Origin of the sequence: Pseudomonas sp. AN-1 (assembly GCF_034057115.1) — a bacterium.
Taxonomy (GTDB): domain Bacteria; phylum Pseudomonadota; class Gammaproteobacteria; order Pseudomonadales; family Pseudomonadaceae; genus Geopseudomonas.
In genome coordinates this window covers 1688898-1713254 of the sequence record NZ_CP139195.1, presented here as the reverse complement: position 1 = coordinate 1713254, position 24357 = coordinate 1688898, and the positions used below count along the sequence as shown (strand labels likewise).

The 24357-nt window shown below is 66.8% G+C and carries 22 protein-coding genes and 1 pseudogene; 10 read left to right on the top strand and 13 right to left on the bottom strand.

From position 1 onward, the window contains the following. Nucleotides 1-200 precede the first annotated feature (200 nt). Both SK095_RS07865 and nudC read left to right on the top strand, forming a co-directional pair. Nucleotides 201-1889 carry a ferrous iron transporter B gene (locus SK095_RS07865; RefSeq protein WP_136488925.1) on the top strand — a complete coding sequence of 563 codons (1689 nt, stop codon included), beginning with the start codon at nucleotides 201-203 and terminating at the stop codon, nucleotides 1887-1889. Further along, nucleotides 1889-2728 (top strand): NAD(+) diphosphatase, encoded by an 840-nt coding sequence (gene nudC, locus SK095_RS07860; protein WP_136488924.1) that lies wholly within the window; start codon nucleotides 1889-1891, stop codon nucleotides 2726-2728. Before SK095_RS07865 ends, nudC begins: the two co-directional genes overlap by 1 nt. Here the strand turns inward: nudC and SK095_RS07855 are convergent. Continuing rightward, nucleotides 2696-3472 (bottom strand): TSUP family transporter, encoded by a 777-nt coding sequence (locus tag SK095_RS07855; RefSeq protein WP_320548496.1) that lies wholly within the window; start codon nucleotides 3470-3472, stop codon nucleotides 2696-2698. The genes nudC and SK095_RS07855 overlap by 33 nt on opposite strands. Nucleotides 3473-3574: 102 nt before the next feature. On the opposite strand from SK095_RS07855, the gene SK095_RS07850 reads away from it, so the two are divergent. Further along, a complete protein-coding gene (locus SK095_RS07850; RefSeq protein WP_320548495.1) occupies nucleotides 3575-4225 on the top strand; it encodes a hypothetical protein in 651 nt (216 codons plus the stop codon). An 86-nt stretch (nucleotides 4226-4311) separates the two neighbouring features. Here SK095_RS07850 and SK095_RS07845 read toward each other — a convergent pair whose 3' ends face one another. The 10 genes from SK095_RS07845 to SK095_RS07800 form a co-directional block, all read right to left on the bottom strand. Next, the gene (locus SK095_RS07845; protein WP_201486387.1) at nucleotides 4312-5904 is read right to left on the bottom strand and encodes an isocitrate lyase; all 1593 of its coding nucleotides are present in this window, start codon (nucleotides 5902-5904) and stop codon (nucleotides 4312-4314) included. Nucleotides 5905-6331: 427 nt separating this feature from the next. Beyond that, nucleotides 6332-7144, bottom strand: a complete 813-nt coding sequence (locus SK095_RS07840; protein ID WP_320548494.1) for a secretin N-terminal domain-containing protein — start codon at nucleotides 7142-7144, stop codon at nucleotides 6332-6334. Next, nucleotides 7141-7773, bottom strand: a complete 633-nt coding sequence (locus SK095_RS07835) for a histone acetyltransferase HPA2 (protein WP_320548493.1) — start codon at nucleotides 7771-7773, stop codon at nucleotides 7141-7143. Before SK095_RS07835 ends, SK095_RS07840 begins: the two co-directional genes overlap by 4 nt. Before the next feature lie 11 nt (nucleotides 7774-7784). Further along, nucleotides 7785-8210: a GNAT family N-acetyltransferase gene (locus tag SK095_RS07830; protein ID WP_136488918.1), complete on the bottom strand. Its 426-nt coding sequence runs from the start codon at nucleotides 8208-8210 to the stop codon at nucleotides 7785-7787. After that, nucleotides 8203-9372 carry a cupin domain-containing protein gene (locus SK095_RS07825; protein ID WP_320548492.1) on the bottom strand — a complete coding sequence of 390 codons (1170 nt, stop codon included), beginning with the start codon at nucleotides 9370-9372 and terminating at the stop codon, nucleotides 8203-8205. The genes SK095_RS07830 and SK095_RS07825 overlap by 8 nt, the downstream gene beginning before the upstream one ends. Before the next feature lie 91 nt (nucleotides 9373-9463). Next, the gene (gene purB / locus SK095_RS07820) at nucleotides 9464-10834 is read right to left on the bottom strand and encodes an adenylosuccinate lyase (RefSeq protein WP_201486390.1); all 1371 of its coding nucleotides are present in this window, start codon (nucleotides 10832-10834) and stop codon (nucleotides 9464-9466) included. A 72-nt stretch (nucleotides 10835-10906) separates the two neighbouring features. After that, nucleotides 10907-11785, bottom strand: a complete 879-nt coding sequence (locus SK095_RS07815; RefSeq protein ID WP_236574700.1) for a DMT family transporter — start codon at nucleotides 11783-11785, stop codon at nucleotides 10907-10909. Between the two features lie 3 nt (nucleotides 11786-11788). Beyond that, nucleotides 11789-12409: a high frequency lysogenization protein HflD gene (gene hflD / locus SK095_RS07810; RefSeq protein WP_136488915.1), complete on the bottom strand. Its 621-nt coding sequence runs from the start codon at nucleotides 12407-12409 to the stop codon at nucleotides 11789-11791. Next, nucleotides 12406-13527, bottom strand: a complete 1122-nt coding sequence (gene mnmA, locus SK095_RS07805; protein WP_201486399.1) for a tRNA 2-thiouridine(34) synthase MnmA — start codon at nucleotides 13525-13527, stop codon at nucleotides 12406-12408. The genes hflD and mnmA overlap by 4 nt, the downstream gene beginning before the upstream one ends. Nucleotides 13528-13608: 81 nt before the next feature. After that, the gene (locus SK095_RS07800; RefSeq protein ID WP_320548491.1) at nucleotides 13609-14076 is read right to left on the bottom strand and encodes an NUDIX hydrolase; all 468 of its coding nucleotides are present in this window, start codon (nucleotides 14074-14076) and stop codon (nucleotides 13609-13611) included. A 236-nt stretch (nucleotides 14077-14312) separates the two neighbouring features. Here SK095_RS07800 and SK095_RS07795 point away from each other — a divergent pair, with 236 nt between their 5' ends. From SK095_RS07795 to SK095_RS07765, 7 genes are all read left to right on the top strand, one after another. Further along, complete coding sequence (locus SK095_RS07795; RefSeq protein ID WP_320548490.1) at nucleotides 14313-15548, top strand: tyrosine-type recombinase/integrase; 1236 nt, start codon at nucleotides 14313-14315, stop codon at nucleotides 15546-15548. Nucleotides 15549-15650: 102 nt separating this feature from the next. Beyond that, complete coding sequence (locus SK095_RS07790; RefSeq protein ID WP_320548489.1) at nucleotides 15651-16427, top strand: DUF6387 family protein; 777 nt, start codon at nucleotides 15651-15653, stop codon at nucleotides 16425-16427. Nucleotides 16428-16540: 113 nt separating this feature from the next. Continuing rightward, nucleotides 16541-16747: an AlpA family transcriptional regulator gene (locus tag SK095_RS07785; RefSeq protein ID WP_320548488.1), complete on the top strand. Its 207-nt coding sequence runs from the start codon at nucleotides 16541-16543 to the stop codon at nucleotides 16745-16747. Continuing rightward, nucleotides 16744-17088 carry a hypothetical protein gene (locus tag SK095_RS07780; protein ID WP_320548487.1) on the top strand — a complete coding sequence of 115 codons (345 nt, stop codon included), beginning with the start codon at nucleotides 16744-16746 and terminating at the stop codon, nucleotides 17086-17088. Before SK095_RS07785 ends, SK095_RS07780 begins: the two co-directional genes overlap by 4 nt. Nucleotides 17089-17239: 151 nt before the next feature. Continuing rightward, nucleotides 17240-18118 carry a toprim domain-containing protein gene (locus tag SK095_RS07775; protein ID WP_320548486.1) on the top strand — a complete coding sequence of 293 codons (879 nt, stop codon included), beginning with the start codon at nucleotides 17240-17242 and terminating at the stop codon, nucleotides 18116-18118. Beyond that, nucleotides 18115-19860, top strand: a complete 1746-nt coding sequence (locus SK095_RS07770) for a DUF927 domain-containing protein (protein WP_320548485.1) — start codon at nucleotides 18115-18117, stop codon at nucleotides 19858-19860. The genes SK095_RS07775 and SK095_RS07770 overlap by 4 nt, the downstream gene beginning before the upstream one ends. Nucleotides 19861-20458: 598 nt before the next feature. Then, entirely contained in the window at nucleotides 20459-21067 is a 609-nt protein-coding gene (locus SK095_RS07765) for a hypothetical protein (protein WP_320548484.1), read from the top strand. Nucleotides 21068-21448: 381 nt separating this feature from the next. On the opposite strand, the gene SK095_RS07760 is transcribed toward SK095_RS07765, so the two are convergent. Both SK095_RS07760 and cspD read right to left on the bottom strand, forming a co-directional pair. After that, a complete protein-coding gene (locus SK095_RS07760; RefSeq protein ID WP_320548483.1) occupies nucleotides 21449-23674 on the bottom strand; it encodes an NADP-dependent isocitrate dehydrogenase in 2226 nt (741 codons plus the stop codon). 240 nt (nucleotides 23675-23914) lie between these two features. Further along, a pseudogene (cspD, locus tag SK095_RS07755) lies at nucleotides 23915-24293 on the bottom strand (cold shock domain-containing protein CspD). Nucleotides 24294-24357 lie beyond the last annotated feature (64 nt).

Below are 24357 nucleotides of genomic sequence, written 5' to 3'. Positions count from 1 at the left end.
TTATAGTGCCAGCATCTAAAAAGTGGGTGGCCAGGGGGTCGCCCCGACGTCGAGTTTCTGCCCGGAGGCGCGCCCATGTCGCGATGGCTTGAGGCGAAAGCACTCACCAGCAGTCAGGATGATCACCGCTTGCACGTTGCCAGATCACAGGAAGTGGCCAGGCAGCCCGATTCGTACCGCGTGGGAGGCGGAAGCAGCGCATGGTAACCGGAGCCACGTCCCTTGGTCTGGTGCGCAACGAACTGTTCGCCACCATCGAGCAGGCCGAGCAGAGCCTCGAGCAGTTCATCGCCGATCGACTCAATGTCAGCCTGCTGCAGCAGGCGGTCGAGTACCTGCAGCAGATCCGCGGCATCCTCAAGCTGATCGAGCTGGCCGGCGCCGAGCTGCTGGCCCAGGAAGCCCTGCTGCTGGCCACCGACATCCCGGTCGGTGCCGGCCAGGAGCGCGACGGTCAGTTGGCCGCGCTGGGCAAGGCGCTGTTCGTGCTGCGCCGCTACCTGGAGGGCATCGACAACCACCGCCAGGAAATTCCCGAGCTGCTGCTGCCGATCATCAACGAGGTGCGGCTGTCCACCGGCCAGCCGGCCTTGCCGGAATGCTACTTCTTCAGCGTCCGTCTCGATCAGCCGCGGCCGCCGCGGCGCAACATCGAGATCCAGCCGGGGGTGGCCAACCGCGACGGCGGCCGCCTGCGCCAGATGTATCAGCTGGGCCTGATGAACGTGCTGCGCGAGCAGAACCTGGCCGCCGCGCTCAAACTGATGTCGCGCGCCCTCGGGCGCCTCGACGACCTGCTCGGCGGGCGCGAGCGCTCGCGCCTGTGCTGGATCGGTGCCGCGGCACTGGAAGCCATGGCCGATGGGCGGATGCGCCCGACCCGCTCGCGCAAGCAGCTGCTGTCGCGCCTCGACCGCGACCTGCGCCAGTTGCTGGGCAACCAGCAGTTCGAGGCGCCGCGCAGCCTGCTCAAGGAGCTGCTGTACATGGTGGCGCTGGCCGGTACCCAGGGCGAGCGCGCCAGCGAGATGCGCCGGGTGTTCGGCCTGGCACCGTTGCCGTTCACCGACCACCTGCTGGAAGAGGAATCAAGGCGCCTGTCCGGGCCCGGTGAAGAGGTCATGCGCTCGCTGTCACTGGCGATCCGCGAGGAGCTGGCCGGGGTCAAGGACGCACTCGATCTGATCGAGCGCGGTGCCGCGCAGCAGGAAGCCAGGGTCGGTCTGCATGCGCAGGTCGGCAAGCTGGCCAAGACCCTCGGCATGGTCGGTCTGAGTTCGGCGGCCAATGCCCTGCAGGCGCAGGTGGAGATGGTCGGCAGCTGGTGCTCGCGCAGCGACACGCCGCCGGCGGCCGAACTGTTGCGCCTGGCCGATGCCCTGCTGTACATGGAAAGCATGGTAGCCACCCTCGAGCAGAGCGAGCAGCGCAAGCGTCAGGCCAGCACGGTGCAGATCGCCGGTGCGACGCAGGGCGACTCCTACGCTTCGCACCAGCTGGTCGAGGCGCGCATCGTGGTCATCGACGAGGCTCAGGCGGGCCTGGCGCTGGCCAAGCGCGCCATCACCGCCTACCTCGAATCCAGCGGCGACAAGCTCAACCTGGCCAACGTGCCGACCAGCCTGCAGGCGGTGCGCGGCGGCCTGTGGTTCCTCGGTCTGGAGCGGGCCGCCGAACTGGTCGGCGCCTGTGCCGACTACATCCAGCGGCACATGATCGAGAACGCCCAGATCCCCTCCGAGCAGATGCTGGAGACCCTGGCCGACGCCCTGACCAGTCTCGAGTTCTTCCTCGAAGGTGGCGCCAACCTGCGGCCGGAAGGCCAGCAGGACGTGCTCGACCTCGCCGCCGACAGCGTGCGCGCGCTGGGCATGCAGGTCGCTGCCTGATGTCCCGGCACTCCTGGCAGCCGGCGGTCATCGACCCCGCGCAGCCGGGAGGCTGGGCGCTGGCGCACTGCCGCCAGCAGTTTCTCTGCGACGCCAGGGGCGTCCTCTTCCCTCGCGATTGGCTGAAGGCGCAAGGCTTCGGCATCCTCGCCGAGCACGGTATCGGCCGCCTCGACGGCGAGGCGGTGTTCGTCCTCGAACTGGACGACCAGGCGCTTCAGTCGCCCGCCGGCGGTTTCTGGAAGGGGCTGCGCCAGTTCATGCTCGAGGGCGACTTCGCCACCTTCCGCATGCTCGGCTATGCCGCCCAGGTCGGTACCTGGGCCCGCCAGCACCGCTTCTGCGGCAGTTGCGGTGCGCCGCTGCAGGCGCTGGCCGGCGAACGGGCGATGGCCTGTCCGCACTGCCAGCTGCAGCAGTATCCACGCCTGTCACCGAGCATCATCGTGCTGGTCAGTCGCGGCGACGAGCTGCTGTTGGCCCGCTCGCCGCGTTTCGTCAGCGGCGTCTACAGCACCCTGGCGGGCTTCGTCGAGCCGGGCGAGTCGATCGAGGCCTGCGTGCACCGCGAGGTGCGCGAGGAGGTGGCGGTGGAAGTCGGCAACCTGCGCTACATCGCCAGCCAGAACTGGCCGTTTCCCCATTCGCTGATGCTCGGTTTCCATGCCGACTACGCCGGCGGCGAGATCGTGCCGCAGCCGGAGGAGATCGAGGATGCACGCTGGTTCCGCGTCGATGCCCTGCCGCCGCTGCCGGCCCGTGGCTCCATCGCCCGTTACCTGATCGACCTGCACCTGGCGCGCCGCTCAGGCGACGCCGAACCAGTGCTGCCAGGCTAGGCGCGCGGTCAGCGCCAGTACCACCGAGATGAACACCGGACGGATCAGTTTCGAGCCGCCGCGGATGGCCGTGCGCGCGCCGAGGAAGGCGCCCAGCATCAGCGCCAGGCCCATGCCGATGCCCAGAGCCCACGCGACCTGGCCGGCGGCGATGAATACCGCCAGGGCCATGGCGTTGCTGACGAAGTTCATGCTGCGCGCCACGCCGCTGGCGCGCAGCAGGTCAAGCGGGTAGAGCAGCAGACTGCTCACCGTCCAGAAGGCGCCGGTGCCGGGCCCGGCGATGCCATCGTAGAAGCCCAGGGTCAGGCCCTGCGGCCACTGTCGGCGCTGTGGCGGTGGGGCGCTGCTGGTGTCCGGTCGTGGCGTCGGATTGAACAGCAGATACAGGCCGCAGGCGAATACCACGACCGGCAGCATCCGATTCAGCCAGTCGGCCGGCAGCAGATGGGCACCCCAGGCGCCGAGCAGCGCGCCGGTGGCGGTGGCGAGCAGGCCCCGCCACCATTGGCGTGGGCTGAACAGCCGGCGGCGGTGGAAAGTCCAGGCGGCCGTGGCCGAGCCGAAGGTGGCGCACAGCTTGTTGGTACCCAGCACCAGGTGAGGGGGCAGGCCGGTGGTGAGCAGGGCCGGAATGGTCAGCAGACCGCCGCCGCCGGCGATGGCATCGATGAAGCCCGCGGTGAAGGCCACGCCGATCAGCAGTAGCAGGGATAGGGGTTCCAGGGCGAGTTCGAAGGCCATGCAAAGCTTGATCTGTTGACGATTGTGCGGAGCTCGCGCTGGCCGCTGGAAAGGTGGCGTACGCATAATGCCGCAATTGTCTGGCGAGAGGGAGTGACGAGCATGCAATACAACGGACTGGCCTGGGCTGTGGCTCTGGCGGCGCTGCTGGTACTGGTGCTGGGGGGGCGCATGCTGCTGCGGCGTGGCTGGTTCCTTGGCTGGCTGCGAGGCACCTGCGGATTGGGGCTGCTGGCGCTGGCTGGCGTGGCCGGGGTGGTGGCCTGGGACCTGCGCAGCTATGCGGCGCTGCCGCCGGCGGGCGAGCCGCTGGCGACGATCAGCATCGAGGCTCGGGGCAGCCAGCGCTACCTGGTGTCCCTGCAGGAGGGAGGTACCCGGCGGGATCTGCTCGTCAATGGCGAACTCTGGCAGCTGGACGCACGACTGTTCGACTGGAAGGGCCTGGCGACCCTTATCGGGCTGCGCTCGGGGTATCGCCTCGAACTGCTGGCGGCCCGTTATCGGCAGGCCGATCCGCAGGGGGGCGCCGAGTCCAGCCGCATCATGCTGGCGCGGAGTCCGTATGGCGTCGATCTGTGGCGCTGGCTGCGCGAGAGTGGCTGGGATCTGCCGCTGCTCGATGCGCGTGGCGCGCGGGTGACTTTCCTGCCGCTGGCCGATGGCGCGATCTACAGCATTCGCCTGGGCAGTACGGGGATGCTGGCCGAACCGCAGAACCAGGCAGGGCGCGAAGCGCTGACGCACCGATGAGCCGGTGCCTCTCGCGAAATGAAAAACCCCGGTCTTGCGACCGGGGTTTTCGAGGGCTCGACCCGAGGGTCGAATGAGCCGGTTCCTTAGAACTGGTTCATGGTGTTGTCTTTACCACCGGCCTTCAGGGCAGCTTCACCAGCGAAGTATTCCTTGTGGTTGTCACCGATGTCGGAGCCAGCCATGTTCTGGTGCTTGACGCAGGCGATACCCTGACGGATTTCCTGACGCTGCACGCCCTTCACGTAGGCCAGCATGCCTTCTTCGGCGAAGTAGCCCTTGGCCAGGTTGTCGGTGGACAGGGCCGCGGTGTGGTAGGTCGGCAGGGTGATCAGGTGGTGGAAGATGCCGGCCTGAGCGGAACCGTCGCGCTGGAAGGTGCGGATCATCTCGTCGGCAACCTGGGCCAGTTCGGTCTCGTCGTACTCGGCGCTCATCAGCTGGGCGCGGTCGTAGGCGGAGACGTCCTTGCCTGCGGCAACCATGGCGTCGAACGCCTGCTGACGGAAGTTCAGGGTCCAGTTGAACGACGGGCTGTTGTTGTACACCAGCTTGGCGTTCGGGATGACTTCGCGGATGCGGTCAACCATGCCCTTGATCTGGCCAACGTGCGGCTTCTCGGTCTCGATCCACAGCAGGTCGGCACCGTTCTGCAGCGAGGTGATGCAGTCCAGGACGCAGCGATCTTCGCCGGTGCCCTTGCGGAACTGGAACAGGTTGCTCGGCAGACGCTTCGGACGCAGCAGCTTGCCTTCGCGCTTGATCACGACGTCGCCGTTGCCCAGCTCGGCTTCGGAGATCTCTTCGCAATCCAGGAAGGAGTTGTACAGGTCGCCCAGGTCGCCCGGCTCTTTGGTCACGGCGATCTGCTTGGTCAGGCCGGCACCCAGGGAGTCGGTACGGGCAACGATCACGCCGTCGTCAACGCCCAGCTCGAGGAAGGCGTAGCGAACAGCAGCGATCTTGGCGAGGAAGTCGACGTGCGGAACGGTAACCTTGCCGTCCTGGTGGCCGCACTGCTTCTCGTCGGAAACCTGATTCTCGATCTGGATGCAGCAGGCACCCGCCTCGATCATCTTCTTGGCCAGCAGGTAGGTGGCTTCCGGGTTGCCGAAGCCGGCGTCGATGTCGGCGATGATCGGTACTACGTGGGTTTCGTAGTTGTCGATCTGGTTCTGGATCTCGGCAGCCTTGGCGTTGTCGCCGGCTTCGCGGGCAGCGTCCAGGGCGGTGAACAGCAGGTCCAGCTCACGGGAGTCGGCCTGGCGCAGGAAGGTGTACAGCTCTTCGATCAGCGAGGAAACGGCAGTCTTCTCGTGCATCGACTGGTCCGGCAGCGGGCCGAAGTCGGAGCGCAGGGCGGCAACCATCCAGCCGGACAGGTACAGGTAGCGCTTGTTGGTGGTCTTCAGGTGCTTCTTGATGGAGATCAGCTTCTGCTGACCGATGAAGCCGTGCCAGCAACCCAGCGACTGGGTGTAGACGGAAGCGTCGGCGTCGTACTCGGCCATGTCCTTGCGCATGATGGCGGCGGTGTACTTGGCGATATCCAGACCGGTCTTGAAGCGGTTCTGGGCGCGCATGCGAGCGACGGACTCAGGGTCGATGGCGCTCCAGCTGCTGCCGAACTTCTCTTTCAGGGCGGCTACGGCCTTGATGTCGTTTTGATAAGCGGACATGGTCAATCCTTCAAGTTTGTGTGTTTCGTTGAGCACCGACATTCCCATTCAACACCGGGGGTGTTGACGGTAGTGTTGCAAGAGCTCACCGCAGAGCGTCGAGGGAGAGACCGGTTCGGCAGGAGGCCGGAGGAGGGGATGTAGTGACGACCGGTGGGGTGACTACAACAGCCGGATGGGCCGTGTCCGTCATGCCGGTTGAAACCTTGCTTCCCCGTCCCTCAGGACAACTTCGTTCCAGTCGCAACCTTGTCGCACCGCCGGGTGGGGGGTACTGACACGAACCGATTCCAGGGGTGGTCTGGAGTGCGATCCGGGGGCCGTTTCGGGCCTCTGGTCAGCGGGAGCGAGGCCATCATGCTAGGAGAGAGACGGGGCGTCAATGGATTTTGTAGTTTTTTTTTGGAGCTACTACAAAAGTTCTAGATCACTCGAGAAGGTCGACCTTGAGCCGTAGCGCCCGGTTATCCCGGACGCTGCCGGCCTGCCGGGAGAGCAGGCCGGAGCGCTGCTCGCCGGCGCTTTCGCGGATGCCGCCCAGCTCGATCCACTCGCCCAGGCGGCCGTTGACGCGGGTGGCGGTGGTCTGGGTGTCGAGGGTGCCGTCAGGGCCGGCCAGGCGATCCTGGCGGCTGCGGATGTCGAGCTGGACCCGGTCGCCCTGCACGTGGGCGACCACCTCGAAACCGCGGTTGATGTCGCGATACTCGGTGTATTCGCGCGGGTAGCCATGGGCGTCGCGTCCGTAGCTGGTCAGCGGCACGCTCTCGCCGACCAGGATCTGCGCGGGATAGCCTGCGGTCGCCTGCACCTGCTGCACCGAGCCGCTGCCGCCGGCACTGCTGCGCCGGATGATGCGCACCTCGTCGCGGCCGTGGTGTTCGCCGCGGCCGCCGATGATCTCGACATTGCCGGCGCTGATGCTGCCGTCGACCCGGTAGCCATCCTGGCGGGCGCTGCTGTCCTGCTGGCTGTCGACGGTGATCAGCAGGCGCTGCGGCGGCGTGTCGAGCTGCTGCAGCAGCTCCTGCAGTTCGGCGATCTTGTCCGGCTCGGCATTGACCACCAGCTGGTTGCCGTAGGCGCTGACACGGCCTGCACCATCCAGCAGCGACTGCGCGATCGGCAGCAGTTCCTCGGCCGAGCGGTAGTGCAGCGGCAGGATTTCGGTGCGCGGGGTCGCCCCGGCGCTCAGGCTGCAGGCCAGGGCAAGCAGCGTCAGCCAGGAGCGGGGTGTCACAGCAGGAAGCTCCTCAGGTTCGGATCGCCGCCGGCGCTCTCCCAGGCCTGGTCGAACTGGCGCTGCAGCTGGCGCACCCGGCCGCGGGCCTGGTAGTGGACCTGTGCGGCGGGCAGCAGCGGTGCACTGCGCAGCAGCAGGCCGCAGTCGTCGACCAGCAGGTAGGCGGGGTCGTCGGCAGGCTGGTCGGGGCCGAGCCTGCGGATCTGGCAGTTGCTCGGCAACTGGCGGGCCAGGCGCAGCAGGGCATGGCCTTGGCGTACCGCCAGGGCGCTGTCGCGCAGCAGGATGCGCAGGCAGTTGCGCGGATGGGCGCGCAGCAGGCGGCTGCAGGCCTCGGCGATGGCGCGCTGGTCGTACAGCCAGGGCTCCAGGTCCGGCGTGTACAGGCACAGCGAGCGGCGGGCCTGCTGGATCAGCGCCAGGGCGTGGCTGCGCAGTTGCGCCGGGCTGTCGGTGCGTTCGACGGCCTCGTGCTGGCCGAGGGCGAAGGGGGCGGGCTCCAGCTGGCTGGCCGGCGCGCCGCCCTCGGCGGACGGGTTGTGGATGGCAAAACGCCCCGGAGAGCGGAAATCGAGGGCGGGCAGTGGAGTGCCGTGGTCGTTGTCGCGTTCCGGGGCGTTGCTCATCGGGTGGCCTCTCAGGCGCTGTCGCGCACCATGTCGACGTGGGGGATGCCGGCCTCGAGGAATTCCTCGCTGGCTACCCGGAAGCCTAGCCGCTCGTAGAAGCGCACGGCATGGGCCTGGGCGGTGAGCATCTGGCGGCGCAGGCCGCGGCGTTCGGCCTCGGCGATGGCCGCCTGCATCAGCATCTCGCCGATGTGCAGGCCGCGCCAGTCCTTGATCACCGAGACGCGGCCGATCTGGCCGTCCGGCAGCAGGCGCGCGGTGCCGACGGCGAAGTCGCCCTCGAAGGCGAGGAAATGCACGGCGTCGACGTCCTCGGCGTCCCACTCCAGCTCCGGCGGCACTTCCTGTTCGACCACGAACACCGCCTCGCGGATGCGGCGCAGGTCGGCGTTGTCGGCATGCCAGTCGGCGATCCGTACGGTGAGCTTATTCATCGGCGGCAAACTCCAGACTTCCCTGTTTGACCAGTTCGTAGATCAGCGTCAGCGCCTCGTCGCTCTCCAGCCAGGGCTCGAGATTCTCCAGGTGCAGGGCGTCGGCGCTGCATACCAGCTTGAGCAGTTCGCGCAGCGAGGCGTCGAGGCGGCGGCTGTTGCCGCTGGCGAACAGCACCAGATAGTCGTCGATCTCGCTCCAGGCCAGGCGCGCGCTGGGGTTGCGCACCAGCACGGCGCCGTCGCCGAGGGCGGCGAAGAACTCGTCCTCGGCGAGCTCCTCGCCTGCGACCAGCTCCGGGTAGCGCGGCTCGGTCATGAACTGGCCGAACCAGGTCAGCAGCAGCTTCTCGTCGCTCATGTGGCGGTCGATCAGCCCGCGCAGGCGTTCGAGGGCGTCGCGCTGGATCTGGTTGGGGTCGCCTGCAGGCTGGCAGCCGGCGTCGCTGTAGCGCTCCTCGTCGGGCAGGAACTGGCCGAGGAAGTCGGTGAAGTGGGTCAGCACCTCGCTGGCGCTGGGCGCGCGGAAGCCCACCGAGTAGGTCATGCACTCGTCCTCGGCGATGCCGTAGTGGGCCAGGCGCGGCGGCAGGTAGAGCATGTCGCCGGGCTCCAGTACCCATTCGTCACTCTGCTCGAAGCCGGCCAGGATGCGCAGGTCCGGATGCTCGAGCAGCGGACTGTCGCTGTCGCACAGCTGGCCGAGCTTCCAGCGGCGGTGGCCGTGGGCCTGGAGGAGGAACACGTCGTAGTTGTCGAAATGCGGGCCGACGCCGCCGCCGGGGGCGGCGTAGCTGATCATCAGGTCGTCGATGCGCCAGCTGGGCAGGAACAGGAACTGCTCCATCAGCTCGCGCATTTCCGGCACGAACTGGTCGACCGCCTGCACCAGCAGGGTCCAGTCACGCTCCGGAAGATTCTGGTAGGTCTCTTCGCTGAACGGGCCGCGACGCAGCTCCCAGGGGCTGGCGCCGTGCTCGAGGACGATGCGCGACTCGACTTCCTCCTCCAGCGACAGGCCGGCCAGTTCGTCGGGGCTGATCGGGCTCTGGTAGCCGGGGATGGCCTGGCGCACCAGCAGCGGCTTCTGCTGCCAGTAGTCGCGGAGGAATTCGCGGGGCGTCAGGCCGCCCAGCAGTTGCAGCGGGGTATCGGGTGCCATATCCAACTCTTCAAATATGAAAACGCCCGACCGCAAGACTGGAAGTGGCTGCCAGTCTGGACGGTCGGGCGAGAGGCCGTTCAGGCTGGGATCAGATGCGTTTGGCCTGGGCCACCGCGTTGCCGATGTAGCTGGCCGGGGTCATGGCGCGCAGCTCGGCCTTGGCCTGCTCGGGGATCGCCAGGGTGTCGATGAACTCGCGCAGCGCCTCGGGGCTGATGCCCTTGCCGCGGGTCAGTTCCTTGAGCTTCTCGTAGGCGTTCTCGACGGCGTAGCGGCGCATCACGGTCTGCACCGGCTCGGCCAGCACTTCCCAGCAGTTGTCCAGGTCTTCGGCCAGGCGGGCGGCGTTCAGTTCCAGCTTGCCGATGCCCTTGAGGCTGGCCTCGTAGGCGATCAGGCTGTGCGCCAGGCCGACGCCGAGGTTGCGCAGCACGGTGGAGTCGGTCAGGTCGCGCTGCCAGCGGGAGATCGGCAGCTTGCTGGCCAGGTGCTGCAGCAGGGCGTTGGCGATGCCGAGGTTGCCCTCGGAGTTCTCGAAGTCGATCGGGTTGACCTTGTGCGGCATGGTCGAGGAGCCGATCTCGCCGGCCACGGTCTTCTGCTTGAAGTAGCCGAGGGAGATGTAGCCCCAGATGTCGCGATCGAAGTCGATCAGGATGGTGTTGAAGCGGGCGATGGCGTCGAACAGCTCGGCGATGTAGTCGTGCGGCTCGATCTGGGTGGTGTAGGGGTTCCAGCTCAGGCCGAGGTCGTCCTCGATGAACTCGCGGGCGTTGGCTTCCCAGTCGACATCCGGGTAGGCGGACAGGTGGGCGTTGTAGTTGCCCACGGCGCCGTTGATCTTGCCGAGCAGCGGCACGGCGGCGACCTGGGCGATCTGGCGCTCCAGGCGGTAGACCACGTTGGCCAGCTCCTTGCCCATGGTGGTCGGCGAGGCCGGCTGGCCGTGGGTGCGCGACAGCATCGGCACGTCGGCGAACTGCACGGCCAGGGCGCGGATGGCGTCGGCCAGCTGGCGCATCAGCGGCAGCAGCACGCTGTCGCGGCCTTCGCGCAGCATCAGGGCGTGGGACAGGTTGTTGATGTCCTCGCTGGTGCAGGCGAAGTGGATGAACTCGCTCACAGCGGCCAGCTCCGGCAGCCTGGCGGCCTGCTCCTTGAGCAGGTATTCCACGGCCTTGACGTCGTGGTTGGTGGTGCGCTCGATTTCCTTGATGCGCTGGGCGTGCTCGAGCTGGAAGTTCTCCGCCAGCTCGTCGAGCAGGGCGTTGGCTTCGGCGGAGAACGGCGCGACCTCCGGGATGCCGGCGTGGGCGGCCAGGCGCTGCAGCCAGCGCACTTCCACCTGCACGCGGCAGCGGATCAGGCCGAATTCGCTGAAGATCGGACGCAGGGCGGCGGTTTTGCCGGCGTAGCGGCCATCAACGGGGGACACCGCAGTGAGCGAGGAGAGCTGCATGGGGACGTTCTCGACAGTCTGGCAACAGAAAGGGGCAGGATTATACACGGAAAGACGCCGCTCGGCCCGCGCTCAGCGCGAACGGCGCAGCAGCGGGATCAGGCTGGCGGCGAAGATCAGCCCGGCGCCGAGCAGCGAGGCGCCGGCGGGCACCTCGTCCCAGCGCAGCCAGGCGATGATCCCGGCGAAGACGATGGCCAGGTAGGCGACCGGGCCGATCAGGCCGGGCGGGGCGTAGCTGTAGGCCTGCGACATGGTCAGCTGGCCGAAGCTGGCCACCACGCCGGCGGCCAGCAGCAGGAGCAGCTGGTGGCGGTCGAGCGGTTGCCAGGCCCACAGCAGCGGCACGGCGGAAACCAGCGCGCTGAACAGGGCGAAGTAGAAGACGATGCGGAACGCCGGCTCGGTGTTGCTCATCTCGCGGATCGAGACGAAGGCGCAGGCGGCCATCACGCTGGCGAGGATGCCGATCAGCGCGATGCCGGAAACCACAGCGCCGCTGGGCTTGGCCACCAGCAGCACGCCGGCGAAGCCGATCGCGGTGGCCAGCAGCATGCGCCTGGTCAGCGGCTCCTTCAGCCACCACCAGGCGATCAGCGGGGTGAACACCGGCGCGGCGTAGCTGAACAGCATGGCGTCGGTCAGCGGCAGGTGGGCGAGGGCGTAGAAGTAGCAGTACATCGCCGCCAGGCCGCACAGGGTGCGCTTGAGGTGCGCCCACGGCCGTGCGGTGCGCAGCGGGCCCAGGCCGCGGGTCAGCGCCAGGGGCAGGAAGAACAGCACGCCGACGGCGTTGCGGAAGAACACCACCATCGCGTTGTTGACGCCCTCGACGGTGGCTTCGCGGATGAACACGCCCATCAGGGTGAAGAACAGCGCCGACAGCGCCAGCAGGGCGGCACCCCGGGCCGGTCGGTGCAGGCGGGCCGGGGTGGCGGAGGGCTGGCCCACGGTTCAGCCGCGCAGCAGCGGGTAGAGCTCGTTCAGCAGCTTGCGCCGGCTGAACAGCAGCTGCCAGCGGTGGCCGCCGAGCTGGCGCCAGAGCATGGCGCTGCGGATGCCGGCGAGCAGCAGGGCGCGGATCTTCTCGGCGTTGCGGCTGTTCTGCAGGTGCTGCATCTCGCCATGCACCTGGATGCGCTGGCGGAAGGTGCTCAGCGTGTCCTGGTACAGCGCGGCGCAGGCGGCCACCACGTTGTCATGGGCGATGCCGAACAGCTGCGCCTGGCTGTCGATCTGCTGCAGGCGGCTGCCGATCACCTGCAGCATGTCGCTGCGCTTGTCGAGCTGGCGCTGCAGGGCCAGCAGGGCCAGGGCATAGCGCAGGCAGTCGCGCGGCAGGTTCTGCGGGTTGCGCTCGAGGGCGCCGGCCAGGGCGCGCAGGCCCTCGCGCAGGTTGAAGTGGTCGCCACCGTACACCTCGAGGGTGTCCTTGGGGTTGCGCACCAGCAGGCTGCCGAGCATGCAGGTCAGCGGCCCCTCCTGGACCTGGCCGGTCTTGGCCAGGCGCTCGACCAGTGCGGCGGCGGTGAACACCCCGGCGAGGGCGATCAGGCGTTCCTGTTCGCGGGTCATGGGCGCTGGATCTCCGCATCCCAGGGCGTGGCGGTCTCGATCACGCCGCCGCCGAGGCAGACCTCGCCAGCGTAGAACACCACCGACTGGCCGGGAGTGACCGCCCGCTGCGGCTCGTCGAAGGTGGCGACATAGCCGCCTTGCGCGGTGCGCGCCAGGGTGCACGCCTGGTCCTGCTGGCGGTAGCGCACCTTGGCGGTGAGGCGCAGCGGCTGGCTCAGGTCGACCGGGTTGACCCAGTAGATCTGCGAGGCATTGAGGCTGCGTGACATCAGCCACGGGTGGTGGTGACCCTGGCCAACGATCAGCACGTTGCGCGCCAGGTCCTTGGCCAGCACGTACCAGGCGTCGTCGCCGGCATCCTTCATGCCGCCGATGCCCAGGCCCTGGCGCTGGCCGATGGTGTGGTACATCAGGCCGTGATGGCGACCGATCACCTTGCCGTCGACGGTCTGGATGTCGCCCGGCTGGGCCGGCAGGTACTGCTTGAGGAAGTCGCGGAAGCGCCGCTCGCCGATGAAGCAGATGCCGGTGGAGTCCTTCTTCTTGGCGGTGGCCAGGCCGTACTGCTCGGCGATGGCGCGTACCGCCGGCTTCTCCAGTTCGCCCACCGGGAACAGGGTCTTGCCGATCTGCTCGCCGCCGACGGCGTGCAGGAAGTAGCTCTGGTCCTTGTTGGGGTCGAGGCCCTTGAGCAGCTCGCTGCGTCCGTCGATGTCGCGGCGGCGCACGTAGTGGCCGGTGGCGATCAGGTCGGCGCCGAGCATCAGGGCGTAGTCGAGGAACGCCTTGAACTTGATTTCCCGGTTGCACAGGATGTCCGGGTTGGGCGTGCGGCCGGCCTTGTATTCGGCAAGGAAGTGCTCGAACACGTTGTCCCAGTACTCGGCGGCGAAGTTGGCGGTGTGCAGCTTGATGCCGAGCCGGTCGCACACGGCCTGGGCGTCGGCCAGGTCCTCCCTGGCGGTGCAGTACTCGGTGCCGTCGTCCTCCTCCCAGTTCTTCATGAACAGGCCTTCGACCTGATAGCCCTGCTGCTGCAGGAGCAGGGCCGAGACGGAGGAGTCCACGCCGCCGGACATGCCGACGATCACGCGGGTATGGGCTGGGTCACGCATAGTCATCCGGGAAACCGTTGCTGGAGTGCAAAGGGGCGATTCTAGCAGGTCTGTCGGCGCGCGCGGACCGACCGCGCGGAGCTACTTCCCGGCGGTGAGGAAGGCCGGCTCGCGGATCAGTTCCAGCGGGTAGCAGCCGCCGGTCAGATAGTCGTCGATGCAGCGCGGCACCAGGGCGCTGCGCCATTGCTCGCGGCGCTCTTCCAGCTCCTCGCGGGTCAGCCAGCGCGGGCCGATGATGCCGTGATCCAGTGGCAGCTCCGGGCGATGGCGCAGCGGGCGGGCGGCGAAGCACACGCGCTGGTAGGTCACGCCGTTGGCCGGGGCGGTGTACAGGTAGATGCCGGTGACGCCGGTCAGCTCGACCTCCCAGCCGGTTTCCTCGAGGGTCTCGCGCAGCGCGGCCTCGAGCAGGGTCTCGTCGGCTTCCAGGTGGCCGGCGGGCTGGTTGAGCACCAGGCGACCCTCGGCGCGCTCCTCGACCAGCAGGAAGCGGCCCTGGTCCTCGACCACGGTGGCCACGGTGACGTGGGGGATGAAGCGTTTCATGCGGGGCTCCGTTCCTCGATGGCGGCCGCACGGGCCGCGGAAACAGGAACCCCGGCGCGCGGCCGGAGTTCATGCGTTCTAGTGTGTTCTGTCCGTTTCCAGTGGATGCTAGATTCTATGCGGCTTTCAGCCTAGTATGCGTCCACTAAAGTCCACCGATAACCAGCCCGTTCCGGGTGCAAGGTGGGGGAACAAGTGGGGGAACAGGATTTGTTCCCCCGCCAGTGGAGACGAACATGCGCAAGCTTAACTCAAAGCAAGTCGAGAACCTGATAGAGCCGGGCACCTATGAAGACGGCGACGGCCTGCGCCTGGTCGTAAAGGCCACCGGGCGCAAATCGTGGGTGCTGCGCTATCAGCTCAACGGCAAGCGCCGGGAGATGGGCTTGGGGAGCTTCCCCGAGGTGAGCTTGAAGGCCGCCCGCCTGGCTGCCGGGGATCAACGCAAGCTGTTGGCTGCTGGCGCCGATCCGATGGCCGCTCGTGACGCCGAACGCGAGCGCCAGCGCGAAGCCCTGCGCCAGCAGGAAGCCAACCGCCGCCCGTTCGAGGTTCTGGCCCTGGAGTATCTGGAGGCGCACGGGGCCGGCTGGTCGGATCAATGGCGCAAGGGCTGGCGCTCCAAGTTGGAACGCTACGCCTTCCCGGTTATTGGCAAGCTGCCGGCCAGCGCCATTGAAACGGAACACGTCCTGCACGTGTTGCAACCGATCTGGGGAACCGTCACCCGCACGGCTGACGAGGTGCGCGGGCAAATCGAGCGCGTGCTAGATGCCGCCAAGGCCCAAAAACTGCGCGAGGGCGACAACCCGGCACGCTGGCGCGGGCATCTGGAAAACCTGCTGAGCAAGGCCGACAAGTCCAAGGCTCGCAAGCGCCAGCACTTGCCCGCTATGAGCTGGCGCGACGTGCCGGCGCTAATGGTGAGGCTGGCTGCCGATGGTACGCGGGACGCAGTGGCAATGCGCCTGCTGATCCTGACTGGCTCCCGGTCGCACATGATCCGCTTTGCCGAGTGGTCGGAGTTCGATTTGAAGGCGGGCGTCTGGTCGCTGCCTGCCGAGCGTATGAAGATGCGCCAAGCCTTCGACATTCCCCTGGCGCCCGAAGTGGTCGAGCTGCTGGAAGCCATCCCGCGCACCGATGGCAGTCCGTACCTTTTCCCCGGTCAAGGCCGGTCGGGCGTCATGCAGTCAAAGGCGTTTCTGCGCCTGCTGCTGCGCCTGGAACTGGAGGGGGTTACAACCCATGGCTTCCGGTCGAGCTTCCGCGACTGGGCGAACGAGCGCACCCACTACCCGCGTGAAGTCTGCGAGCTGGCGCTAGCCCATGATGAGCGCGACCAGACCGAGGGCGCCTATTCCCGGTCGGACTTTCTGGAGAAACGCCGCGCCCTGATGGCTGACTGGGCGAAGTACATCACCACCCCGCCAGCGGCAAACGTCATTCAAGGCGACTTCAAGCGCGCCTAACCGAGCACCGGCCAGCCTAGGGGCATTCCCGAAAAGCGGACTTCCCACCCGCCCGGCTGGCCGATCTATTCAGGAAGTGGGAGCGCCTGGGAGGGCGTAGCAGTGGCCAAGATTGACCGCGTAGAAGACCTACCGGGATGGTTCAAGCAGGAGCATTACAGCGGCTGCAAAAGCTTTAGGGCAGTGGATTGGCATGGAGAGTTAAGCCGCCGGAAAAGCCTATGGGAGTTCTACGAGACGTATCCGGATATGCAGTTTGGAACGTTCAGTGAGACTGTTCGGTGGCTCACGATAGGTATTCAAGAAGAACCAATTATTGCCCGCAGGACGGCGGATGTGGGGGTGGTCGCGCCCATCCAAAGTGTGACTGCGGGGGAACTTATGTTCCAGAGATGCTTTGACCGTGCGAATGGCTCGGACGCGGCTCTATTTTGGGACGCAATAGAATTCCGTCACACCAAGGAGATCAGCAAGGTTCTCGGGAAGCCACTTTTCTTGAGTTGCGACAGGCGGCACGAATGCCCGAAGCCTGTTATTCAGATCGACTTAGAGGCCACTGATTCAGTATTGAGGGACGCTTTCGATTCTTGGCTGAAGCGCACCCGAGATGAGCAAGGCGGCGCAGCCAAGCGGGAATGCCCGGCCTACAAGAATTGGGCGAGCTACGGGCTGTTGCCGTATCTGGACCTGCGGATTTGGACAATGGAAACCGGCAACCAGATACCGCTTCACGTCATGGCGCAGGCGGTCGGCTACTGCAAAGGCGGCGATAGTTTTCGGAAGACCGTACAGAAACTGGCGTACGAACTGATGAGCAGCCTAGCCGAACTGAAGGCGCTGGCCGCTATCGAGGCAGCATCGGAAAAACCCGTGGCCTGAATCTTTCCGGAAAAACTCGGGGGCTGAATCTCGGCATGGTCTGGCCCCATTTTGGTGTATTTAATCCCTAACCGAATCCACTAAGCGCCAGCGAGCGCAAAGGAGTTTCGGTTATGCCAACCGCCGTTGCCACCCAACCCCGCCGCATCATGCGCCTGCCGCAAGTACAGGCCGCCACCGGCTTTGGCCGCGCCTGGATTTACGAGCTGATGAAGCGCGGAGACTTCCCCCAAGCCCGCAAGATCGGCACCCGCGCCGTGGGCTGGCCCAGCGATGAAATCGAAGCGTGGGTGTCTGATCGCCTGGAGGGCCGCGCATGAAAAAGGCGACCCGTCCCGAAGAACAAAGCCGCCCGCGCAAGGCCGATTCTAGCACCGCCGCCCCGACCAAGATCGCCCGAATTCTGGCGCACCTGCTGGCCGGCGCCAGCATCAACCGCTTCGAGGCCGAAGACCTGGGCGACCACTGCTTGCCGTCCACCATTGCCGTGCTGGCCAACCGCCACGGGCTGATCTTCCAGCGCCAGCGGGAGCGCGTCCCGAACCGCTGGGGCAAGCCTTGCACCGTCAACCGCTACAGCCTGCCGGCCAGCGAGTGCGACAAGGCCCGCAAGGTGCTGGCCTACCTGAAGCGCCCCACCCGCCCCACCACTGAGGGCTGACCCCATGACGAACATGCACACCCGCCCCTGTGGCGGGCTGCCCCCCCTATTGCCTGATGAATGCCGCCGCATGGCTTCACCGTCACCCGCTGGCCGTCGAGCTGCTGGCGCTGGCCGCTGTGGTCGGCCTGTTCGCCCTGGAGGTGCTGCCGTGACTGATCCCGTGATTCTGTTCCGCGACGAGCTGGCCGTGACCTTCGGCCCGCTGGATTGGCTGCCGATCCCTGACGGCCAGATTCACCGCTTCCACGTCCCCGGCGACCGCGCAGGCTCGCGCAATGGTTGGTACGTCCTTCACCTGGACGGGATCGCCTGTGGTGCGTTTGGGAGCTGGAAGGCCAGCGGCTCAAGCATCTGGAGCAGCCGCCGTGCCGCCGATCACCTGGAGGCGCAGTTGATCGCCCAGCGCATCGAGCAGGCCAAGCGCCAGCGCGAAGCCGAGCAGCACCAGCGCCAGCAAGCCGCCGCCATTGAGGCCACCGGGCTGTGGGCGGTCGCTGATCCTGCCGGCCCCGATCACCCGTACCTGACCCGCAAGGGCTGCCAGCCGCACGGCCTGCGCCAGTTGGGTGACGTGCTGCTGGTCCCGCTGGTCCATGACGGGCGCCTGGTGAACCTGCAACGCATCGCCCGCGACGGCTCCAAGCGGTTCCTGTTCGGCGGCCGGGTGACGGGCTGCTACTCGCCCATTGGCCGTCTGGAGCCTGGCCAGCCGCTCTACATCTGCGAAGGCTGGGCGACCGGGGCGACGATCCACGAAGCCAAGGGCGCCGCCGTGGCCTGCGCGATGAATGCCGGAAACCTGTTTGCCGTGGGCGACCGCCTGCGCCGTGCCTACCCGGAAAGCCCGCTGATCGTGGCCGGCGATGACGACCGTATGACCGAGGGCAACCCCGGACGTACAGCAGCCGAGCGCGCCGCCGCCGACCTGGGCGCCGTGGGTGTGGTGTTCCCGCCGTGGTGCGGTGACGAGCCGCTGGAACTGTCCGACTTCAACGACCTGCGCCAGTGGCGGGAGGCCCACCAATGACCAACGTAGTTGAGCTGATCCCCGAGGCGGACGGCGCCAAGCTGGTGCGCCCCAGCCATCGGGTTTACGACCACGGCACCACCCTGGATGGCGAGAAGCTGCGCCCCGGTGTTTGGTTTCACGGCACCAAGCGCGACGGCGAGGACGGCGAGAAGCCGGTAAACGAGTGGCTATGCGGTCCGCTGTATGTGGACGCAGTGACCCGCAGCGACTCGCAAGAGGCGGATTACGGCCTGCTGCTGCGCTTTCGCAATCAGGATGGGCGCTGGCTGACCTGGGCAATGCCCAGCGAGCTACTAGCCGGCAGGCCCGAGGCCATCCTGTCCGTTCTGCTGAGTATGGGGCTCAAGATCGCCCACCGGCACCGCGCCCGCGTGGTGGCCTACATCGCAGACCAAGAGCCAAGGAAGCGCATCACCGCCGCCACGGCAACCGGCTGGCACGGCCCGGAACTGTTCATCACGCCCACCGGCAACATCGGCAAGGGTGAGGCCATCTATCAGGCCGAAAGCGCCGCTGACGGCGACTATGGCAAGGCCGGCACCCTGGAGGGCTGGCGCGAAGGCATCGGTGCCTTGCTGCCGGGCAATCCGCTGCTGCAACTGGGCATCGGCACGGCCCTGGCTGGCCCGCTGCTGCAACCGCTGGGTATCCATACGGGAGGTGGCTTCCATCTGCTGTGGGACAGCTCCAACGGCAAAACCACCGTGGTGCAATGCGCCGCGTCGGCCTGGGGGCATGGCGTCCACTTCACTCTGAAGTGGAACGCGACGGCCAACGGTATGGAGGGTATCGCAGCCCTTCGCAATGACTGCCTGCTGGCGCTGGATGAGCTGGGGCAGGCTGACCCGCGCTATGTGGGCGACGTGGTTTACAGCGTGGCGGACGGCATCGGCAAGCAACGTGCCGGACGGTCGAGCGCGGCCCGCAAGGTGCGCCGCTGGCGCGTCATGCTGCTATCGAGCGGGGAAGTCACCTTGGAAACCAAGATGGCCGAAGCTGGCAAGCGCACCCGTGCCGGGCAAGACGTGCGACTGGTGACGGTATCTGCTGGGCGCACCTTCGGCGCCTGGGACAACCTACACGGCCACCAGACCGGCGCCAGCCTGTCCGACTCGCTCAAGCGTGCCAGCGCCATCCATTACGGCCACGCCGGCCCGGCTTTCGTGCTGGCGCTGGTCGAGCGCGGCGAACTGGGCGACCTGCCGGCCATGCTGGAAGCCATCCGCGCCCACTTCCCCGCCGATCCGGGCCAGTCGGCCCGCGTGGCGGAACGCTTCGCCATTGTCGCGCTGGCCCTGGAGCTGGCCGTGGGTGTGGGGCTGCTGCCGATGGCGAACGGCGAAGGCATCGCCAGCATGGTTGAGCTGTTCAAAGGCTGGCAGGCCGGACGCGGCGAAGGCCCGAGCGAGGACGGCCAGATTCTCAAGGCGCTGGCCGACTTCATAGACCGCCACGGCGGAAGCCGCTTCCAATCCGTCGAAGCTGGCTCAGATGAAGTGCGCGACCGTGCCGGCTACTGGGAGAACACCCCCACCGGGCGTCTGTACCTGTTCACCCGCAGCGGCCTGGAGGAAGCCACCAAGGGCTTCGATCCGTCCCGCGTGGTGCGTGCCCTGGATAGCGTGGGGGCGATTGCCAAGCGTGACCGGGGACGGGCGCAGGCATCCAAGCGGCTGCCGGACGGGAGCAATCCGAAGCTGTATTGGATCAACCCGGCCCGCCTGGAGCCTGACGGCTGATTGCGTTTTGTTGTTTTCGACTGGGGACAGTGGGGACATAGGGGACAGCCCAGCAGCCATGCGGCTTTCAGGCGTCCCCACCCATGAAAAGCGACTGGGGACAGTGGGGACAAACTCCCGCCCGTCCCGGGTCGTGTCCCCAGTGTCCCCACCCGTGAAATGGCAGTGGGGACAGCTGGAGGCCGCGCCGTTACTGGCTTGTCCCCACTGTCCCCAGTGTCCCCACGCAGAAACAACAAAGGACACGCGCAACATGGGCACTTTGCTTGATCTGATCGCCGGCCTTGCCCCTGCGCCAGCAGTCACGACCACCGCCGCACCACTGATCGCAGCCACCAGCATACCCGCTGCCAACGCCCCCCAGCAGCCGGCCAGCGAGCCGCCACAAGCGCCAGCAGTACCGATACCAGCACCAACCCCAGCGCCAGCAGCGGAAAGCGCAGCAGAGCCCACCAGCGAGCCGCAGCGTAACGCCTGGACGATCACCCGAGGGGGCCGGCCGATCTGCCGCATGGTCGGCGCCCCTTGCACCCGTACCGAAGCCCTGGCCGACGCCCGCTGGCGCTGGCCTGATGCCGACATTCTGGAGAACTGACACATGGCCCACCTGAGCAACATCGGCACCTTGGCGCGCATTGGCTTGAAGCCGGGCGCCAGCCTGCGCGACCGCCTGACCATCGCCCGCCACGTCCTACGCCAGCTGTGCGCCGAGCGTGAAGCCATCCACGACGAGCGCCACGCCCTGCGCCGCAAGGCCAACCAACTGCGCCGGCATCTGCCATTTACCCGGCTGGCCGTCGAGCGGATGGAGCAGCAAGCACGCGACCACCGCGCCGACGAGCTGAAGCTGTTGCGGCCGGTGCTGCTGGCCTATGGGCAATCGCTGATCCACGACCGTGACGGCTACATGGCTGCCCTGGGCTTCGATGCCGTGTGCGACCTGCTGAACGTCAACCGGGTGGAGCGGGAGCAGGCCCGCGCAGATGGCGTAGACGACCTGGCCGGGCTGATCTTCGTTCACAACCTGGAGGACAGCGCCAGCCACCGGGGCGAGGACAGCAAGCGCGGCCCGTTGTTTGAGGCGTGCTATTCCGCGTTCTGCGAGTTCATCCGCACCGCCCCACCCGGCACGCTGCCCGATCCGTTCGCGCCGGGCGCCCCGTTCGGCCCGAAGCTGCCGCCCGCGCTACGCATAGTCGGCAAGTAGCCCGCCAACCGGGTGACGACGGGAGCATGAGGCGCGGGCGAATGAAATAAGGGCATGCCACGCGCTAGGGCCGCCCGTCTTACCGCAATCTTATCGTTACCCAACAGCTGGATATTTCGCGCGCGAGGGCTGCCCGTTACTGGTTAGTGGCGAGGTTAGCGCCGTGGTTAGTGCTGAGGGGAGGACATGCCGCGCGCGAGGCACGAAACGATGGGGGAACGCTTCACGCGCCGTCGAAGTGGGGGAACAAGTGGGGGGACAAATCGAGGGGGAGAGGTAAGGTCCGCAGGCTGCGCAGCCTGTAGAAACAAGAACCCCGGCGCGCGGCCGGGGTTCCTGTCAGGCTGCGGGCGACCGGAGTCGCCCGTCACGCTGCTGCGCTCAGACCAGCGCGGCGATGGCCGCGTTGAGGGTCGCGCTCGGACGCATTGCCTGGCTGGTCAGCTGCGGGTCGGCGTGGTAGTAGCCGCCGATGTTGACCGGCTTGCCCTGCACCTCGTTCAGCTCGGCAACGATCTTGTCCTCGTTGTCGCTCAGCACCTTGGCCAGGTTGGCAAACTGGGCCTGCAGCTCCAGGTCCTCGCTCTGCGCGGCCAGGGCCTGGGCCCAGTACAGCGCCAGGTAGAAGTGGCTGCCGCGGTTGTCGAGCTGGCCGACCTTGCGCGACGGCGACTTGTTGCTGTCGAGGAACTGGCCGTTGGCCTGGTCCAGGGTCTTGGCCAGCACGGCGGCCTTGGCGTTGCCGTAGGCGTTGCCCAGGTGCTCCAGCGAGGCGGCCAGGGCGAGGAACTCGCCCAGCGAGTCCCAGCGCAGGTGGTTCTCTTCCATGAACTGCTGGACGTGCTTGGGTGCCGAGCCGCCGGCGCCGGTCTCGAACAGGCCGCCACCGGCCATCAGCGGAACGATGGACAGCATCTTGGCGGAGGTGCCCAGTTCCATGATCGGGAACAGGTCGGTCAGGTAGTCGCGCAGCACGTTGCCGGTGACGGAGATGGTGTCCTTGCCGGCGCGGATGCGCTCCAGCGACAGCTTCATCGCCTCGACCGGGGCCATGATGTGGATTTCCAGGCCGCTGGTGTCGTGGTCCTTCAGGTACTTCTGCACCTTCTCGATGACCAGGGCGTCGTGGGCGCGCTTGGCGTCCAGCCAGAACACCGCCGGGGTGTTGCTCAGGCGGGCGCGGTTGACGGCCAGCTTGACCCAGTCCTGGATCGGGGCGTCCTTGACCTGGCACATGCGCCAGATGTCACCGGCCTCGACGGCCTGCTCCATCAGCACGTTGCCGGCCTCGTCGGTCACGCGCACCACGCCGGCGGCGGCGATTTCGAAGGTCTTGTCGTGGGAGCCGTACTCCTCGGCCTGCTGGGCCATCAGGCCGACGTTCGGCACGCTGCCCATGGTGACCGGATCGAAGGCGCCGTTCTTCTTGCAGTCCTCGATGACCACCTGGTACATGGTGGCGTAGCAGCGGTCCGGGATCAGCGCCTTGGTGTCGTGCAGCTGGCCGTCCGGGCCCCACATCTTGCCGGAGTCGCGGATCATCGCCGGCATGGAGGCGTCGACGATGATGTCGCTCGGCACGTGCAGGTTGGTGATGCCCTTGTCGGAGTTGACCATGGCCATGGCCGGGCGCTGGGCGTATTCGGCTTCGATGTCGGCCTTGATTTCCGCCTGCTTGGCTTCCGGCAGCGACTGGATGCGTGCATACAGGTCGCCGATGCCGTTGTTCGGGTTGAAGCCGGCTTCGGCCAGCACGTCGGCGTGCTTGGTCAGGGTGTTCTTGTAGAACTCGGCGACGATGTGGCCGAACATGATCGGGTCGGAGACCTTCATCATGGTGGCCTTCAGGTGGGCGGAGAACAGCACGCCCTGGGCCTTGGCGTCCTCGATCTGCTCGGCGATGAAGGCGCGCAGGGCCTTCTTGCTCATCACGGAGCTGTCGATGATCTCGCCGGCCAGCACCTTGGTGGAGGCCTTCAGCACGCTGACGCTGCCGTCGGCGGCGACGTGCTCGATCTTCACCGAGCCGGCCTTGTCGATCAGGGCGCCCTTCTCGCTGCCGTAGAAGTCGCCTTGGCCCATGAAGGCGACGTGCGACTTGGAGTCGGCGCTCCAGGCACCCATCTTGTGCGGGTGCTTGCGGGCGTAGTTCTTGACCGACAGCGGGGCGCGGCGATCGGAGTTGCCTTCGCGCAGGACCGGGTTCACGGCGCTGCCCTTGATCTTGTCGTAGCGGACCTTGACGTCCTTCTCGGTGTCGTTGGCCGGCTCGTCCGGGTATTCCGGCAGCTTGAAGCCCTGCTGCTGCAGTTCCTTGATGGCGGCCTTCAGCTGTGGGATGGAGGCGCTGATGTTCGGCAGCTTGATGATGTTGGCTTCGGGGGTCTTGGCCAGCTCGCCCAGTTCGGCGAGGTGGTCACCGATGCGCTGCTCGTCGCTCAGGTATTCGGGGAAGGTGGCGAGGATGCGACCTGCGAGGGAGATGTCCCGCGTTTCGACCGCGATGCCGGCGGATGCGGTGTAGGCCTGGATGATCGGAAGCAGGGAGTAGGTAGCCAGCGCCGGTGCTTCGTCGGTAAAGGTGTAGATGATCTTCGGAGTGGACATCTTTTTAATCTAACCCTCAGTTTTGCTGTGGTTGCATAAAGTCTTGATGCGCTCAAGAAGATGTTTCTTGAGGCAATTTTGAGCGCATCGGCTTTTGGCCTTGGGCGGCTGTTCTTGACTATTATTATGCGATGAGGATCGACGCAAGCTGGACTAAAGGCAAAGAGCCCGCTCCAGCCCGGCGCGGTTCCCTGTGCCATCGCAGTCGCGCGCGCAGCATAGCACGATATGCCTACCTCTTCATGGTCTTGATGCGCCCCGCCCCTGGGGCTCCGGGGGCGGGCTGTCCTGCAGCGGTGTCGCCGGAGATGCCGGAACGGGAAAGGTCGAACCCGGCGGATCGGCCTTTCCAGGGGCAGTCTCGGGATGTGTGGGCGACGTGTCAGTCGCTGCCGCGTGAGGGGCGAGGCGGGGTGCCGAGGGGTTGGATGTTGACGGCATGCAGCCCCTTGGGGCCCTGCAGTATCTCGAAGCTGACCGGCTGGCCGGCCTTGAGGGTCTTGTATCCATCACCCTGGATGGCGGTGTAGTGCGCAAACAGGTCCTCGTCCCGTCCGTCGGCCAGGATGAAGCCGTAGCCCTTGGCGTTGTTGAACCACTTGACCTTGCCGCTCAGCATGCTGACTTCCCTCTGCAAAGGACTCCATTGCTGGAGTATCATCCATTGAGGCCCGCGCTGCGGA